We start from the raw sequence: 12,848 nt of genomic DNA on the forward strand, positions 1-12,848 counted from the left end.
CCGGCGCGTTAGACGCCCTGAAACGCAAAAAATGTCAATAAAAACAATGATCGCTATTCGGGAATGTTGCCCGTTTTGTTGCCCGTTTTCGATCGCTAGACCCGGCGAAGCTATCCGGTCGGGCCGGCACGCGCAATCCGCTCGATCGCGGTGCGCAGCTTTTCAATGTCGCCATCATTGACGATCTCCGCGTCGACCGCGATCGCTCCCTGCTCGGCATCGGTGCAGATGCCGACCGGGCCGTCGACGCCCGGCCGCAGGATGCGCACGATGACCCCGCCGGCGGCGCGGATCGTCGGCGCTTCATACACAACCGACTCGACGACGATCGGCACGCCGGGATCCGACCGGCTGGCCGCGGCGAGTTCCGCGCCAAGCGTCCAGGCGCTACCCATTTCGACGCCCATGAACCGGCCGAACCGCTCGAGGAAATGGCGCGGTGGGACGCGATCCGGCAACAGGTCGGACGGCGCGTCGCGCAAATCGCCGTGAACCATGCGACATGCCTCGTCATGCGTCGCGCCAAGGTGCATGAAATAGCCGATCGCCGCGGCCTTGCCGCCGCCGAATGGATGAATTCGACCATAGCCGAGCATATCGACAAGGTGATTTGCGGCCTCGGTCTTGCCGACGCCGCGCTTGCCGGTCAGGCCGATCAGCGGCAGAAGGTGGCTTGCCCGCATTTCGGACTCCTATTCGGCCGGCGGAATGCGGTGCGCGCCGCTGGCCTGCGCCTCGACAAAGCGATCGAACTTGTCGCCGAGCCTGTTGACCGCGTCGAGGAGTCTATCCTCGAGCGCGGCCAGCGCCTCGTTTGTCGGAATCGATCGCGCGACCTCGATCCGAAATGCGTCGAGTTCCTTCGCGCTTTTTGCGCGAACGCTTTCGACGCGCTCGGCAACGAGCTTGATCTCGGCCTCTCTTGCCGCGACGTCCGTTTCCAGGTCGTCGATCGCGGAAGCATTCGCCTGCACCTGGTTCCGCACGGTTCCCCAAGCGACCAGCCCGCCGCCGAGAACGACCGCGACCGTCAGGATCGCCGCCATGTTGATTGTCAGGTCGACCTTGATGCCGCCCTCCTGCGCCAAGGCCGGCGATGCGGCCAGCATGGCCGCGAACAGCAGAATGCTCCGGATCATTCGTCGCCGATCCCCCCTTCGCCGGCCAGTGCGGCCATGATGTCGTCATGCGCACGCGCGCAGCGCAACGTGCGCGCATTCTGTCGATCGAGCGCATCCCGCTCGCGGTCGAGAATCACGATCTTGTCAACGCCCTCGACAAGCGCGGCGTGCGGCTCGGTACGCCTGCAATCGTCGGGCAGGCTCGCGGGTTCGATGCCGGCCGCAACCGCGCCGATACGCGCGGAAGCCGTGTCGATCCGCGCGAGATCACTCGCCGCGCCGCAGCCAGTCAATGTCGGTGCGATCAAGCAGGCAAGCACGGCCCGCACGTTCCAGTTCCCCGGCATAATTCACCCTTTCACTTTCGCGAATTCGTTCAAGGTCGGCGCGTTCCTTTTCGGCCCTTGCCAGCGCCACGGCATATCGGTCGCGCCATGCTGCGATTGCGTCCCGCTGGCGGCGCAGTTCCTCGAGTTCCGCCTCGAGCGCGATCATTTCGGCGCGCGCGACATAACCGGCCCGCGCTTCGCGCCGGACGCCGGGATCGTCAATCGAGATGTCGTAAAGCGAGAAAAGGCCGATGCCGGCAGTGACGCCGGCGGCAAAGGCTATGGCGGCGACTATCCGATCAAACATCACGGAACCAGGCGCACGGCGGCGTCGAACAGGCCGGACGGATCGACGCCCGCCGCCCATGCGCCGACAACGGCGACAAGCGCAATGACCAGCGACCAGACGTCGGCGCGTTTCCAGAACGGGCGCCCGGCATTCTCGATTTCATCTTCCATTGTCACAGCCCCTCGACACAAAGTTCGTATTCGCCGATGCGTTCGGCGTCGCCGGTCGTGCGGCGCAGGACGAGGCCGCGAATTCGCTTGCCGCCGGCCCGGTTAAACCAGGTCATCGCCTCGCAGCTACCGAGCCAGTCGCTCGACCGCGCGCGGCGGGCGGCTGTCGAACTGCAGAAGGCACCGGTTCCGATGTTCCACGACAGCGAAATCGCGGCAGCCTGCCAACTGACCGGCGCGGCGTCGAATGTCGCAACGCATTTCCGCAGCGCAGGCACGAATTCGCGCGTGATCCGGCGATGCGTTCGCTCGTCGCATCCCGCGTCGGTCTCCACCATGCCCGGCCGGACGTTTTGCGTGTCGCCGTCGCAGATGGTCAGGACGCCGACAATGTCGCGATAAGCGACATATTCGCGACCCTCCCAAGGCTGGATCAGCGCGGTCGTCGCAACCGCGATCGCGCCGGCGAGACCGGCAGCGCCGGCCAGCGCCTTTCTTGCACGCTTGCTCATGGTCAATCCTCCTGTTCCTGTTGCGCGAGAAGCCGCGCGACGAATGCGGCGGCGGTGACGAGGCCCGACGCGGCAGCGAATGCGCCGGGCGGAATGGCGGCCGCCTCGCCGATCAGCGGCAGGGCGACCTCGGCACCGGACAACAGCCCGGCGACGACGATCAGACGGATTGACCAGGCGCGCCGCAGGACGCGGCGCCAATCGCTCGAAAGGCGCATGCGATCTCCTCCGCCGGTCGCCCGGCGATGTTTCGAAATTTCAGCTTCGTGAAGGTTCGCCGATTACGGCCAGTAACGATCCGCGGCGAAGTCGGCAGGAATGCCGTCGGTGAAATCCCCGACGCCGTCTTTCATGGCCCATGAGACTGCCATCACAGCCTCGATCCAGGCCATGCCCGCGTCAACAAGCGCGACCATCTGCTCGGGCGTCAGGCTATGCGTCACGTTATCGGCGCCGCGCAGCGTCATGACCGGATCCGTTACGCCGGAATCCTGCAGGTCGCGCGCTTTCGATCGCAGCGCGTCCAAAACGATCTGATCCCGCACGGTGCCGGTAATCGGAATGTCGCCATAGCCGGCGATCGTGAAGGTGTTTCCTGCAGCGATCCGACGGTCGCGCTCGGCATTAACGGCAGCCCACAAGGCCGCCCGCTCCTGCTCCGCCTTCTTGTCGGCGGTCATGATTATTTCCGGGTCAGGCGCCCACATAGCCACCTCCATCGTGTCCGGGTAGATCGACCGGCCCGTTCGTCGCGACGACGGGCTCGGGAAACGCCACGTCATGCGAGGGCATCGGGCCGTGCGGCAAGATCAGCGTGACGCCAATTTCACCGCCTGTCCGCGCGATCGAGCCGATCACAAGATCGCAAGGGACATCGGCCGCGTCGATCGACGCGCCATCCGGCAAGGATGAAAAGTCGAACTGCTCGCCGTTGACGGTCAGGACATCGCCGGAAACGCTGGCCGTGACATGGTCGTCGCGCCGCTGCGGGCAAAATGAAATTCGCATCAGAACCACCTCCCGATTGCGACCGTGTGAACTGTTCGATTGGTTGCAAAAGAGCCGTAGGAATATGCCCTGACCGCCACTTCTCCGGTGTTTACAGGTGCGGCCGAAACCCAAATGCCATGCGATGCCCTGTCGCAAGCATAAACACCGTAGTCATCCGATATGAAAGCGGCAGGAAGAACAATCGTCACGGCGGACGCGCTGGCCTTTATGCTCCCGACCGTTGTCTCTATGGTTCCGACGCCAGTCGAGGGAACCAGGCATATCTGCGTCCCGTCCGCATAACGCACATATTCGCCGTTTGCATTGCTGCCGCGCTCGATGATTGCGCCCGTTGGCACGCCACCCGACTGGCCTACTGTGCCAATCAGATCACGGATGGCTGAATCGCCCAACTCCAGGGCGCCGCGCGCCGTCGCGGCATCATCGGCGCCAAACACCGCCGCGCCGGTTGTGCCCACGCCGAGAACGGCCAGAACCGCCGCCGCGGTTTCCGCCGCCGCAATGAGCGCGCCCACCGAACCGAAATCATCCGGCTGGATGGCGCTGTCAGCCTTTGCCCCCTGCGCGGCGCTCGCGTAGAGCGCGCCGGCGACGGCGGTGACGATATCGTGCAGGGTTGCCTTGCGGCAGCCTTCCGAACCGCTGTCGATGACGGCGAAATCGCCGCCATTCGGGGAGCCCTCGCCGGGCAGATCCTTGATGCGAATTTCTTCCATGTCCCGTTATACCCGGATGGTTTCTGTTTGGTTTGCCCGGTAACGCCTGCGCGCGCGTCAGGCCGCCGCACCGCCGCGAATTGAGGCCACCAGGCTACCAAAGCCAGCCGGCGTCGAATTCCAGTCGGTCATGGAGGAATGGCTGATCGCATAGCGCGTGAAGCTTTCCGCGATCACCCGGTTCGCCCCGCCCTGGACATAGGCCGTAGCCGCCTGTTGCGCGTAGACCTGCGACGCCACCGCCACGAAATCCGGCCGCCGCGACCAGTCGAGGGAAATCGAGAAGTCAGCCCGCCAGGAATTGTTTGAATACAGTTCCGGCTCCGCAGTTTCATAGACATAGGCGCGCAGCGACGCCCGGTTCGCAAGATTCGTTATCGTCGCGACGTTGCCGGCATCGGTCACGATGCGGGCGACCAGCATGTCGTCGTAGGTGGAATCGAAACCTGCATCGGATTCCGCCTTCACGTCAGGATTATAGGCGCCGTCGGCGAGATCCTGCAGGGCAAACCCGTCAACGGGATTCCACCGCAGATGATAGGTCTTGTTCGCATTCGTCGCGAAGGTCCGGTCGGCGAGATCGAAGTCGCTGGTCGACACGGGGAAAATCCCGCGATGCATGAACTGCACCGCCTCGGGGACAAGGATCGTGCCCGCGCCCGGACTGGTTACATTCATGCGGCCGTCACCGGTCATTATCTCGGGAAATATCGGCAACCGGGCACGCGCCTGCGACATCAGGATATAGGTTGACGATCCGCCGCCGCCCGTCGCAGCGTCAATCAGCGCCTCGATCGCCTTGCGCACCTGCTCGAGATCGGTCGCCGACGGAGTCAGGCCGGCATGCTCGATCAGGTGCGCAAGTTCGCGCTGCGGATGCTCGATGGCCGCCGCGGGAACGATCGAGCCCTTTTCGCCGGTATTGCGATTGCCGTCGACATAGGGCGCGCCGGGCAGCGCGCCGGCGGGTTGATTGTATTTCATCGGAAACCCCTTAGGACAGGTTTGAAGGCAGGAGGGAGACGACAAGGCCCTTGCCCGTCTCCGTTACGATCGCCGACCCGTCGCCCGTCTCGAGCGCGAGCCCGATCGGCTGTTCGGCATAGTTGAAAACAACCCGCGTCCAAGCGGGCGCGATCCGTCGGATTGCGCATTCAAGCCGACCGTTGTCGAAATCGAGAAGCCGCGACACGCCGGTCTCCGCGATCCCGGCCTCGAACTGCGAGGCCGGAACTTCCCGAACGATTACGACCCATTGCTGTTCCAGGTCGGAATTCGACAATTCGCCGAGCCCGGCGAGCGATGAAACGCCGGCGATGAATGCGTCCGGCTCCTCGATCGCCACGACGTAGCCGAGCCGGGCAGCTAGCATGACGATGTCGGCCGGCGTAACGCTTGGCAGCCCAGCGACCCGCGCCCGCAATGTCGCCATGCGGTCGGCCGCGGTCATTTCACCTGTCGAGCATGGATCCGGCAGGCCGAATTCGGCCTCCCATTCCTCCAGGCTGTCGACAATGCTTGCCGACCGCGCCTCCTCGGTCAGCCGCCATGCCCGCGCATAAAGGTCGGCGAACAGCGCCAGAATTGCGCTTGTCAGCCGTGCGAAAACGCTCGTCAGGGACGGCGCCTCCCCGTCGGGCGTCCCCCACGCCGCACCGCGCGGCCACAATGCGAGACCCGACGGCAACAGATCGTCGACGGTCGGGGCGGTCAGCGCATCGTCGGCAGTCACATTCGGATCCGCGAAATCTGCCGTCGCGTCGATCCATGTGACAGGACCGCCGTCGACCGCATGGAAGTCTGCCCATTCGCTGTTTACATGCCAGGTCGACATTTCGCCTCACGACCAGGTTATTTCGCCGAGCACAGGCAATTCGCCCGGCTGGAAAACAATATCATCAGCCGGGGACGCGAGAACGTGACTGGCTTCGCCGGCGACCGTCGAAATCGTTTCGGATATCCACGATCGCGACAGGGTGAACGGATCGTCGGGCAATCCGGGTCGGAGCCGGGTATCGGATCGCGTCGCATCAAAGAATTCGGCCAATGCCGCCGAAACGGCCGATCGCATCGCAACCGAGTCAGGTGTCAAGCGGATATCCATGTCGACAGGTTTCGCGATCGGCGCGGCCGCAGAGAAGCGCGCGCGGACCAATCGCTTGTCGGCAATATGCGCCTCGACCGCGGCAAGGTCCGCATCGGTCGGGATGCCATTCTCTCGACCGGCGAAAAGAACCCATGCGCCTATATGACCGAAGCCGCCGGAATAGTTGGCGGCCCACGCCGAAACGACGCCCGGAACCTCGAGCGCCCATGCCTCATAATCGGCCAGCGCGCCGCCCTGCGGCGGCGACGCCTTGCGCTTCAATGCACGTGCGCGCAAAGCCTCGATCGATTCCGTGTCCGCACCGCCGCCAAGCCCGCCGGCCGCAACCGTGACGACATCGGAAAGAGTCGGATAGAGCGCAGGATCGGCCAGCAACAATTGCGCGCCTTCGTCGCGGTTCGTATCCTCGCCCCCTGTCTCGGCCGTCACCGAGGCCGTGAATTCGCCAATCGCGTTGACCGTGAACGGCTCGGCCGTCAGGTAATTCACGCCTGCCGATGTGAAACGGATCCCGGCGGGATATGTCGCATGCGGCGTTCCGGCGCCCGAAATGTTGCCGGACGCCGGCGACGCCGGCTTGCGCAAAATCCCGTATTCGGCCGCATGCAGGCGGATGATCGCCTCGCTCGTCGCCGTCGTCAGAAAGATTTGGCGAAAAATCCATTGCAGCCGCAACTCGTATTCATAGCCGAGCAGCGCGACGACCTTCGCGATCACCGAAAGAACATTCTGTTTCAGGCTGGCGTCGGTACCCGGAAGATATTGCCGGAATGCTCCGCGCAGGCTGGCCGCGATCTCGTCAAGCGAGCGGATTTGATATGCCATTCAACTGATCCCAAAGAACCGCAAACTTCTGGTTGTAGACCTCGGCGCCTGCGCGGCCGTATGCCGTCACCTCGAGATCGAGGCGCCCGGCCGACCGGTTGGCCGTCGCCGTCACGTCGAATCGGGCGACGGCGCCCTGGTCGACGAGCGTCTGCAGCGCCTCGCGCGCATAGTCCTCCGCCAGCGTCTCGATTTCGGCGGTCAGTGCGCGGCGACGCAAAATCCACAACTTGGAACCGAGCGGCGGGTCGCCCGGATCGACGCCGAAGCTGTCGCCCGGCCAGCCTCGATTCTCGTCGCCGTCGCGCAATTCGCTTTCGTCGACGCGACGATCGGTCATGAGGCAGATCAGGACCGCCGTCGCCAGCGCCTGCGTTGCGCGCAGGCCGCCGGGATTCTGTTCGTCATCAAGCGATGTCGTCGCAAGGTCGCCGACAATCCCGTTCCAGGCGATATCGGGATCGAGCAACGGCTCGCGTCCCTGTTCGATCGGTATGATCTTCATTCGACGAAAACCTTTGTCGCGAGATTCGACACGTCCTCCGCGCCGGCCGTGTCGACCGTGCCCTGCGCGGATGCCGGGCGACTGGCCGATGCGCTTCCAAGCCTGACATTCCCCTCGAGAACGATCTCCGGCGCGACGATATGAATGCCGGTCGCGTGCACGATCCGCATTTCGCTGGCGACAATCGAAACGATGTTGCCGAGATGGTCATAAATCGCCGTTCCTCCCGCCTCGATCGAGGGGCGAAGCGAGGGGTTTTCGCCGCCGAACGCATAGGCGGAATCGCGACTCCCGCGCGCCGAGAACACGGCGGCGATCCCGCCGGCGACGGGATGGCTTGCAAATCCGTGCGGCTCGACCCGGTGCACGCGCTCGAAAGCGTCGCCGGCAAACCCCGTGCCGTTGACGAATTGCTGTCCGCCGCGATGCTCGACGGTGCCGTCGAGTTCCAGTCGCGTCAGGTTCCCGTCGAACATCGTCACCCCTCGCGATAGTCAGGCTCGAGCGTTTCCGGCGACGCCCATGCCGTATTCGACTGGCCGCGCGGGTTTTCGCCGCCGAGCGCGCGCGGATCCTTCAGTGTCAGGCGAGCGATCGTGCCGGACATCACGTCCTGCTCGAGCGACGCCGAGGCAATCACCATGTCCTGCGCGATACCGAGCCAGTCGTCGTCGATCGCGACAAGCCAGTTCGGCGACCATATCCTGCCGGCGGAATCGCGAAAGCCGGGAACGTCGACGGTGCAGGACACGCCTTGACCGGATGCGCGGCGCGCCTCCCAATCGGCGCGACGCTTCAGCCTGTCGGACGTTGCCTCACCCTCGAGCGTCAGGATCAGCGGTCGGGCGCGTGACGCCGTACCGCGCGCGACACCCTCCGGCCGCAAGGCCGCGCCGGTCGTACCGACCGACGCCTGCCCGCGTACCTTGACCGACGAGAAGTTTCGCGCACCCGACAGGCTGCCGGATGCCTGCAGGATATTGATGCCACGCGCCAGGCGACCGGCATGCCGCCCCTCCGCCTTGGCCGCCAGTTTCAACCTACCCCGCGGCGTGTCATAGACAAGCACGCCCTGCGCGCGAGCGTCCCGCTCGATCGTTTCGAACAACGTCTCCCCCGGCCGTATCTTGTGAACAGACTTCACAAGCGTCGCGACGCCGTCGGCCTCGATGCCGATGCCGAGCGTATCGAATTCCCGCGCAATATCCGCGAGATCTGCGTCACGCTTCAGCCCGGTCGGATGGTCAATCGAACATTCGGTCGCATCGCATGTTCGTGAAACCCACGTAACCTCATAATCCCGGTTATTCGCGCCGTGACGGCCGCGCACGTCGCGAACGTAGCCTGTTCCCCACAGTTCACCCGACACGGCTATTTCGGCCGGCTCGTCTGGAATGCACGGCAGGCCGCCCCCTGTCCACGCGACAGAGAATGTCGCCATCCTGACGACCTGCTCCGCCGAAGCGGATAGCGCGGCGCGCGTGTGCTGCAATGGACGCCCGTTGACCGTAAACGTAACCGTCTCGGTCGTCATTGTGTGACCGCCTCGAATTGCGTCGGCATCACAAGCGGCGTCGACACGCCGTTGCGGTCGACCAGTTCATCGGCTCGACTCGCGTCGCCGTAAAGATCGAAGGCGAGCAAGGTCGATGGCAGCGAAATTCCAGTCTCGACACGCACGACCGGCGCCCGCCGCGCCGCTACTGCGGAAAGATGCTCCACCGCCGCGCCGGCGAGCCCGACAAGCCAGTCGACAACGTCGGCGCCGAATTCGCCGGCGACCGAATAGGCGAGATCGGCGCGCGCGGACATGCGCGAACGTGCCGCCTGCGCATCCTGCCGCGCGGTGAAATCAGCGCGGACAACCGCAAAGCAGGCGACGACAAGACAGGCGACATGCGAAAACGCATCGACTGGCGGATACCGGTCAAGGGCGGCGATCGTACCTGCCGGATCCGCCGCCTCGCCGACCAGGCGGGCAAGGTCGAGGGCCGCTTGCGCCGCGCCGGCGTCGCCGGCGCCAGCCGCGACGGCTAGCCGATCGGCCCGGATCGCATCGTCGCCGGAAAGCAGATCGCCGGCAAGCGCGACCAGAATGTCAATCGTATCCTGCATGCTCGACCTCGATCAGAAACGGGCGGCAATGGCGGATGCAACGGCCGACAGGTCGACCGCGAACCGCTCGCGCAACAGGCCAAGGCCGGACGCGGCGAACCCGACCGCATCGGCCGCGACGATGAATTCAAGGTCATAGGCGACATACCCCATGCGATCGCGCCTGCGATTGCGGCTGCATGATGTGCAATGCGCCATCCGCGCCGGATCCATCGGCAGCACGAGCAGGGCGGCGCCCGCCGCCGAACACGCCGCCTCGAGCGCATGGCCGGCGGCGTCGGAAACGTCGCCGACAACATAGGCCGAAACCCATATGGTCGGCGTTGCCCGGCCCATATCTTCCGTTAGAACCGTTTCGCCGCCGGAAATTTCGTGCGCGACGACACGGCGTCCGACATTCGGCGAATCGCTGTCGACGTGAAACGGCACCCCGCGAAACGACGCGGCGCGCAATGATGCCTGCCAGTTCCGCATTTACATCCCCCCGGCGCTTTGTGGCTCGCCCGCATTCGGCATGGTGCGACCGGGTACGCCGGAAACATTCTGCCCCGAAGCGCCTCCGGCAAACCCGGACAAACGGGATTTGAAGCTTTCGGCGGCCAAGGCGCCGAAGCGGGCCGCGGCGCCCTCGATCGTCATGGCGAATGCGTCGCCCGCCCTCGATCCCGACCGCGTGATTGCCTCGGCTGCCCGGTTGCCGCCATCTGCAATGCCCTGCTCGACCTTGTCGGCAGCATCCTTCGCGGATGATGCCGTCGCGCTATAAAGATCATCGCTGGTCGTGTGCGCCAGGTCCGGCGTCGCGCGTGATCCGAAAATCTTGCTTTCGGCCCCCGCTAGGACATTCATGCCGAGATAGCCAGGCTGCACCGCCGCGCGCTCGGCAAGGCCGCCAGACGGCCCCGAATAGAGACTCGACGGCGGCGCGGCGGGAAGGCGCGGCGGCATCGCTGCAAAGGCCGTCGCCCGGTACATGGCCGGATCCTGCTTCGCCAACGCTTCGTCGCCGGGGATGACATATCCGCCAGACCGCGCAATCGCATCGCGCTCGGCCGCGCTCTTGTGGAACGTGAACGTCATGCGCTCCATCAGCGACGCATTCTGCCAATAGGTCGAGTTCCTGATCGCCCGGTCTTTCGTAAGCGCATTCGATGCGCCCTTCATGGCGGCGACAGCGGTCGGCGCGATCGACTTGCCGAAATCCTCCTTCAACGTTCGCCAGGCATTGCCCATTTCATCCATCGCGGATTGCGTGTCCGACTTGATGCGCTCGAGGTCGCGACTGACCGTCCCGGCCGCATCCGACATCGCCGCTTCATATTCCTTGATCGCATCCTTGTTCCGCAGGATTGCGCGCATGGCGATCAGCATTTGCTTGTCGGTGAACAGTTGCGGCAGCTTCGCAAGATCGCCGTTGACCGCCTCCTCGGAAAGCCGGATGAATGCGTCGAGAATATCCTCCCCTGCATCGCGTGCCGCTTGCAATTCCTCGCGCAGATCCACGCCGAACCGCTTCGCGAAATTGTTCGCGACCGTCTGCGATTCCATCTTCGTAAGAACATCCATGAAGGCGGTTGCCGCCTCGCCGGACGTGCCCGTTTCCCGACGAACGGTTTGCAGCATGGCCGCCAGGCGCCGAAGGCCGGCTTCGCCATCATAGCCAAGCGCGGCGAAGGCCGGGGCGAGCGACGGCAGATAGGACGCCATGTCCTTCAGTTCGAACTTGCCCTCCTTGCCGCCCTTGGCGACGATGTCGAACGCGCGCTCCATTTCGCCGGCAGCAATGTTGAACGAGTTCGCGATAGCGTCGGCCGTCGTCGCCATGTCGAGGAAATCGGCGTCGGCGGCCTGCGCGGCGGACGCAACGGACGGCAGAAGGTCGAGCGCCTCCTGCATCGTCGCGCCAGCGGCGACCATGCCGTCGAGCGCGTCGACGACGCCCTGCACCGGCGCCTGAACATCATTGGCGATCGAGCGCACGCGCTCGAGCGCGGCCTCGGTCTCCTCGGCAGATGCGTCGGCCGTGATCCCGATACGGTTCATGCGCCGCTCGATCGAGGCGAAGGATCGCGTCGCGGCCGTCGCGCCGGCCGTGATCGCTGCCGGTGCGGCATAGGCCAGCATCGCCGTGCGGACGCGGCCCGCTGTCGCGACAATCGCGGATTGCGAGCGATTGTAGGCTTTCGCCTTGCGGTCGATCTTGTCGAACTCGCTCGACACGCGGCTGAATGCCTGCATGTTGCCAAGCCGCGACGACAGCCGCAGGATCGCCTCGATCGTGCGATTTGCCATGATGCGCTATTTCCGGTTTTCGCGTTCCCAGGCGGCGGCCATGCCGCCATATGTGACGATCTGCCCGAACGTCAGTCGGCCGACTTCGTCGAACCCTTTTCCGTGCCGCCAGAGGAGGCGGCTTGCGGCGTCGTAGACGCGCGGGCCGTCGCGAAAAAATCACGAATGACCCCGTGAACCGAAAGCGCATCTTTCAGGTCAAGCACCTGCAGGTCGGCGGCCGTGCGCGGCGGCATGACCAGCCGCTCGGCATAGGCAGCGACGACGTCGTGATGTCGAATGACCATCGGCCGATGCGTTCCGTCGTCGCCCCCGACCGGCTGCCATTCCTCGATTTCTCCTAGATCGACGAAATCCTGCCATCGCGGTTCGCGGAAGGTCAGCGAGGAAAACGGCTCGCTGCCTTCGCCATAGGTGCGCGACAGTTCGATGGTTGTGCCCGGCATCACGCGATTTTCCGATATGCTTCGGCCATGATGCCAACGCCCGTTACCTCGCCGGTCAGCCTGTTGGCCGCAGGTTCACCGGTATAGAATGCCCGCGTGAACTGGTGAATAACCCCGGTGAATTCCTCGGTGATCGAGATATCTCGCCGCTCGTCGCCCATGAGGGCGGCGAGATCGACATTCTTGTCCGCGAATGCGATTTCGCAGCGCGGCGAGGTCGGCGTCGCGACCCGGTCGGCGCTTCCGTCCTGGTTTGTCATGCCCTCGATCGACGCCGTCGAGGGATAGACGGTGAAGGTGCCGCGCAGCGAAACATTGCGGCCGGCGGAATCGCGAAATTTCATCACGCCGCCGAAGTCTTTTCCGGCCATTGTGGACTCCTGTTTTCAGCGAAGGAAAGGGCGGGCGCC

The 12,848-nt window shown here is 64.6% G+C and carries 21 protein-coding genes; all 21 read right to left on the minus strand.

Annotated features, from left to right (window positions below; all coding sequences use genetic code 11):
- Window positions 1–110: 110 nt before the first annotated feature.
- Window positions 111–683, minus strand: coding sequence for a hypothetical protein (locus tag HTY61_RS18085; RefSeq protein WP_175278114.1), 573 nt, complete (start codon window positions 681–683; stop codon window positions 111–113).
- Window positions 684–692: 9 nt separating this feature from the next.
- Window positions 693–1,139: a hypothetical protein gene (locus tag HTY61_RS18090; protein WP_175278115.1), complete on the minus strand. Its 447-nt coding sequence runs from the start codon at window positions 1,137–1,139 to the stop codon at window positions 693–695.
- Window positions 1,136–1,414, minus strand: a complete 279-nt coding sequence (locus HTY61_RS18095) for a hypothetical protein (protein WP_428978270.1) — start codon at window positions 1,412–1,414, stop codon at window positions 1,136–1,138. The genes HTY61_RS18090 and HTY61_RS18095 overlap by 4 nt, the downstream gene beginning before the upstream one ends.
- A complete protein-coding gene (locus tag HTY61_RS18100; protein ID WP_175278116.1) occupies window positions 1,389–1,757 on the minus strand; it encodes a hypothetical protein in 369 nt (122 codons plus the stop codon). The genes HTY61_RS18095 and HTY61_RS18100 overlap by 26 nt, the downstream gene beginning before the upstream one ends.
- A complete protein-coding gene (locus tag HTY61_RS18105; RefSeq protein WP_175278117.1) occupies window positions 1,757–1,909 on the minus strand; it encodes a hypothetical protein in 153 nt (50 codons plus the stop codon). The genes HTY61_RS18100 and HTY61_RS18105 overlap by 1 nt, the downstream gene beginning before the upstream one ends.
- Window positions 1,910–1,911: 2 nt before the next feature.
- Entirely contained in the window at window positions 1,912–2,421 is a 510-nt protein-coding gene (locus HTY61_RS18110) for a lysozyme (RefSeq protein WP_175278118.1), read from the minus strand.
- A 2-nt stretch (window positions 2,422–2,423) separates the two neighbouring features.
- Window positions 2,424–2,639 (minus strand): DUF7940 domain-containing protein, encoded by a 216-nt coding sequence (locus tag HTY61_RS18115; RefSeq protein ID WP_175278119.1) that lies wholly within the window; start codon window positions 2,637–2,639, stop codon window positions 2,424–2,426.
- 63 nt (window positions 2,640–2,702) lie between these two features.
- Window positions 2,703–3,101, minus strand: coding sequence for a DUF4376 domain-containing protein (locus tag HTY61_RS18120; protein ID WP_175278120.1), 399 nt, complete (start codon window positions 3,099–3,101; stop codon window positions 2,703–2,705).
- A gap of 13 nt (window positions 3,102–3,114) precedes the next feature.
- On the minus strand, window positions 3,115–3,429 hold the full coding sequence (locus tag HTY61_RS18125; RefSeq protein ID WP_175278121.1) for a hypothetical protein: 315 nt from the start codon (window positions 3,427–3,429) through the stop codon (window positions 3,115–3,117).
- Window positions 3,429–4,148, minus strand: coding sequence for a hypothetical protein (locus HTY61_RS18130; protein ID WP_175278122.1), 720 nt, complete (start codon window positions 4,146–4,148; stop codon window positions 3,429–3,431). The genes HTY61_RS18125 and HTY61_RS18130 overlap by 1 nt, the downstream gene beginning before the upstream one ends.
- 57 nt (window positions 4,149–4,205) lie before the next feature.
- Window positions 4,206–5,132 (minus strand): hypothetical protein, encoded by a 927-nt coding sequence (locus HTY61_RS18135; RefSeq protein WP_175278123.1) that lies wholly within the window; start codon window positions 5,130–5,132, stop codon window positions 4,206–4,208.
- Window positions 5,133–5,142: 10 nt separating this feature from the next.
- Window positions 5,143–5,982 (minus strand): putative phage tail protein, encoded by an 840-nt coding sequence (locus HTY61_RS18140; RefSeq protein ID WP_175278124.1) that lies wholly within the window; start codon window positions 5,980–5,982, stop codon window positions 5,143–5,145.
- A 6-nt stretch (window positions 5,983–5,988) separates the two neighbouring features.
- Complete coding sequence (locus HTY61_RS18145; protein WP_175278125.1) at window positions 5,989–7,080, minus strand: baseplate J/gp47 family protein; 1,092 nt, start codon at window positions 7,078–7,080, stop codon at window positions 5,989–5,991.
- Complete coding sequence (locus HTY61_RS18150; protein ID WP_175278126.1) at window positions 7,055–7,585, minus strand: phage GP46 family protein; 531 nt, start codon at window positions 7,583–7,585, stop codon at window positions 7,055–7,057. The genes HTY61_RS18145 and HTY61_RS18150 overlap by 26 nt, the downstream gene beginning before the upstream one ends.
- Window positions 7,582–8,061, minus strand: a complete 480-nt coding sequence (locus HTY61_RS18155; RefSeq protein WP_175278127.1) for a phage baseplate assembly protein domain-containing protein — start codon at window positions 8,059–8,061, stop codon at window positions 7,582–7,584. The genes HTY61_RS18150 and HTY61_RS18155 overlap by 4 nt, the downstream gene beginning before the upstream one ends.
- A gap of 2 nt (window positions 8,062–8,063) precedes the next feature.
- Window positions 8,064–9,119 (minus strand): phage baseplate assembly protein, encoded by a 1,056-nt coding sequence (locus tag HTY61_RS18160; RefSeq protein WP_175278128.1) that lies wholly within the window; start codon window positions 9,117–9,119, stop codon window positions 8,064–8,066.
- Window positions 9,116–9,700 carry a hypothetical protein gene (locus HTY61_RS18165; RefSeq protein WP_175278129.1) on the minus strand — a complete coding sequence of 195 codons (585 nt, stop codon included), beginning with the start codon at window positions 9,698–9,700 and terminating at the stop codon, window positions 9,116–9,118. The genes HTY61_RS18160 and HTY61_RS18165 overlap by 4 nt, the downstream gene beginning before the upstream one ends.
- A gap of 12 nt (window positions 9,701–9,712) precedes the next feature.
- Window positions 9,713–10,174 (minus strand): DNA circularization N-terminal domain-containing protein, encoded by a 462-nt coding sequence (locus HTY61_RS18170; protein WP_175278130.1) that lies wholly within the window; start codon window positions 10,172–10,174, stop codon window positions 9,713–9,715.
- Window positions 10,175–11,992, minus strand: a complete 1,818-nt coding sequence (locus HTY61_RS18175) for a phage tail tape measure protein (RefSeq protein WP_175278131.1) — start codon at window positions 11,990–11,992, stop codon at window positions 10,175–10,177.
- Window positions 11,993–12,063: 71 nt separating this feature from the next.
- On the minus strand, window positions 12,064–12,438 hold the full coding sequence (locus HTY61_RS18180) for a hypothetical protein (protein WP_175278132.1): 375 nt from the start codon (window positions 12,436–12,438) through the stop codon (window positions 12,064–12,066).
- On the minus strand, window positions 12,438–12,809 hold the full coding sequence (locus HTY61_RS18185) for a hypothetical protein (RefSeq protein WP_175278133.1): 372 nt from the start codon (window positions 12,807–12,809) through the stop codon (window positions 12,438–12,440). The genes HTY61_RS18180 and HTY61_RS18185 overlap by 1 nt, the downstream gene beginning before the upstream one ends.
- Window positions 12,810–12,848: the final 39 nt, after the last annotated feature.

Origin of the sequence: Oricola thermophila (assembly GCF_013358405.1) — a bacterium.
Lineage (GTDB): Bacteria > Pseudomonadota > Alphaproteobacteria > Rhizobiales > Rhizobiaceae > Oricola > Oricola thermophila.

Excerpts from the sequence above, each read along its gene's own strand:
- HTY61_RS18160 (WP_175278128.1), bottom strand. The coding sequence starts at position 9,119 with ATGACGACCGAGACGGTTACGTTTACGGTCAACGGGCGTCCATTGCAG.
- HTY61_RS18135 (WP_175278123.1), bottom strand. The coding sequence starts at position 5,132 with ATGAAATACAATCAACCCGCCGGCGCGCTGCCCGGCGCGCCCTATGTC.
- HTY61_RS18170 (WP_175278130.1), bottom strand. The coding sequence starts at position 10,174 with ATGCGGAACTGGCAGGCATCATTGCGCGCCGCGTCGTTTCGCGGGGTG.
- HTY61_RS18120 (WP_175278120.1), bottom strand. The coding sequence starts at position 3,101 with ATGACCGCCGACAAGAAGGCGGAGCAGGAGCGGGCGGCCTTGTGGGCT.
- HTY61_RS18180 (WP_175278132.1), bottom strand. The coding sequence starts at position 12,438 with ATGCCGGGCACAACCATCGAACTGTCGCGCACCTATGGCGAAGGCAGC.
- HTY61_RS18185 (WP_175278133.1), bottom strand. The coding sequence starts at position 12,809 with ATGGCCGGAAAAGACTTCGGCGGCGTGATGAAATTTCGCGATTCCGCC.
- HTY61_RS18105 (WP_175278117.1), bottom strand. The coding sequence starts at position 1,909 with ATGGAAGATGAAATCGAGAATGCCGGGCGCCCGTTCTGGAAACGCGCC.
- HTY61_RS18165 (WP_175278129.1), bottom strand. The coding sequence starts at position 9,700 with ATGCAGGATACGATTGACATTCTGGTCGCGCTTGCCGGCGATCTGCTT.
- HTY61_RS18140 (WP_175278124.1), bottom strand. The coding sequence starts at position 5,982 with ATGTCGACCTGGCATGTAAACAGCGAATGGGCAGACTTCCATGCGGTC.
- HTY61_RS18115 (WP_175278119.1), bottom strand. The coding sequence starts at position 2,639 with ATGCGCCTTTCGAGCGATTGGCGCCGCGTCCTGCGGCGCGCCTGGTCA.
- HTY61_RS18155 (WP_175278127.1), bottom strand. The coding sequence starts at position 8,061 with ATGTTCGACGGGAACCTGACGCGACTGGAACTCGACGGCACCGTCGAG.
- HTY61_RS18150 (WP_175278126.1), bottom strand. The coding sequence starts at position 7,585 with ATGAAGATCATACCGATCGAACAGGGACGCGAGCCGTTGCTCGATCCC.
- HTY61_RS18085 (WP_175278114.1), bottom strand. The coding sequence starts at position 683 with ATGCGGGCAAGCCACCTTCTGCCGCTGATCGGCCTGACCGGCAAGCGC.
- HTY61_RS18110 (WP_175278118.1), bottom strand. The coding sequence starts at position 2,421 with ATGAGCAAGCGTGCAAGAAAGGCGCTGGCCGGCGCTGCCGGTCTCGCC.
- HTY61_RS18090 (WP_175278115.1), bottom strand. The coding sequence starts at position 1,139 with ATGATCCGGAGCATTCTGCTGTTCGCGGCCATGCTGGCCGCATCGCCG.
- HTY61_RS18175 (WP_175278131.1), bottom strand. The coding sequence starts at position 11,992 with ATGGCAAATCGCACGATCGAGGCGATCCTGCGGCTGTCGTCGCGGCTT.
- HTY61_RS18100 (WP_175278116.1), bottom strand. The coding sequence starts at position 1,757 with ATGTTTGATCGGATAGTCGCCGCCATAGCCTTTGCCGCCGGCGTCACT.
- HTY61_RS18145 (WP_175278125.1), bottom strand. The coding sequence starts at position 7,080 with ATGGCATATCAAATCCGCTCGCTTGACGAGATCGCGGCCAGCCTGCGC.
- HTY61_RS18125 (WP_175278121.1), bottom strand. The coding sequence starts at position 3,429 with ATGCGAATTTCATTTTGCCCGCAGCGGCGCGACGACCATGTCACGGCC.
- HTY61_RS18130 (WP_175278122.1), bottom strand. The coding sequence starts at position 4,148 with ATGGAAGAAATTCGCATCAAGGATCTGCCCGGCGAGGGCTCCCCGAAT.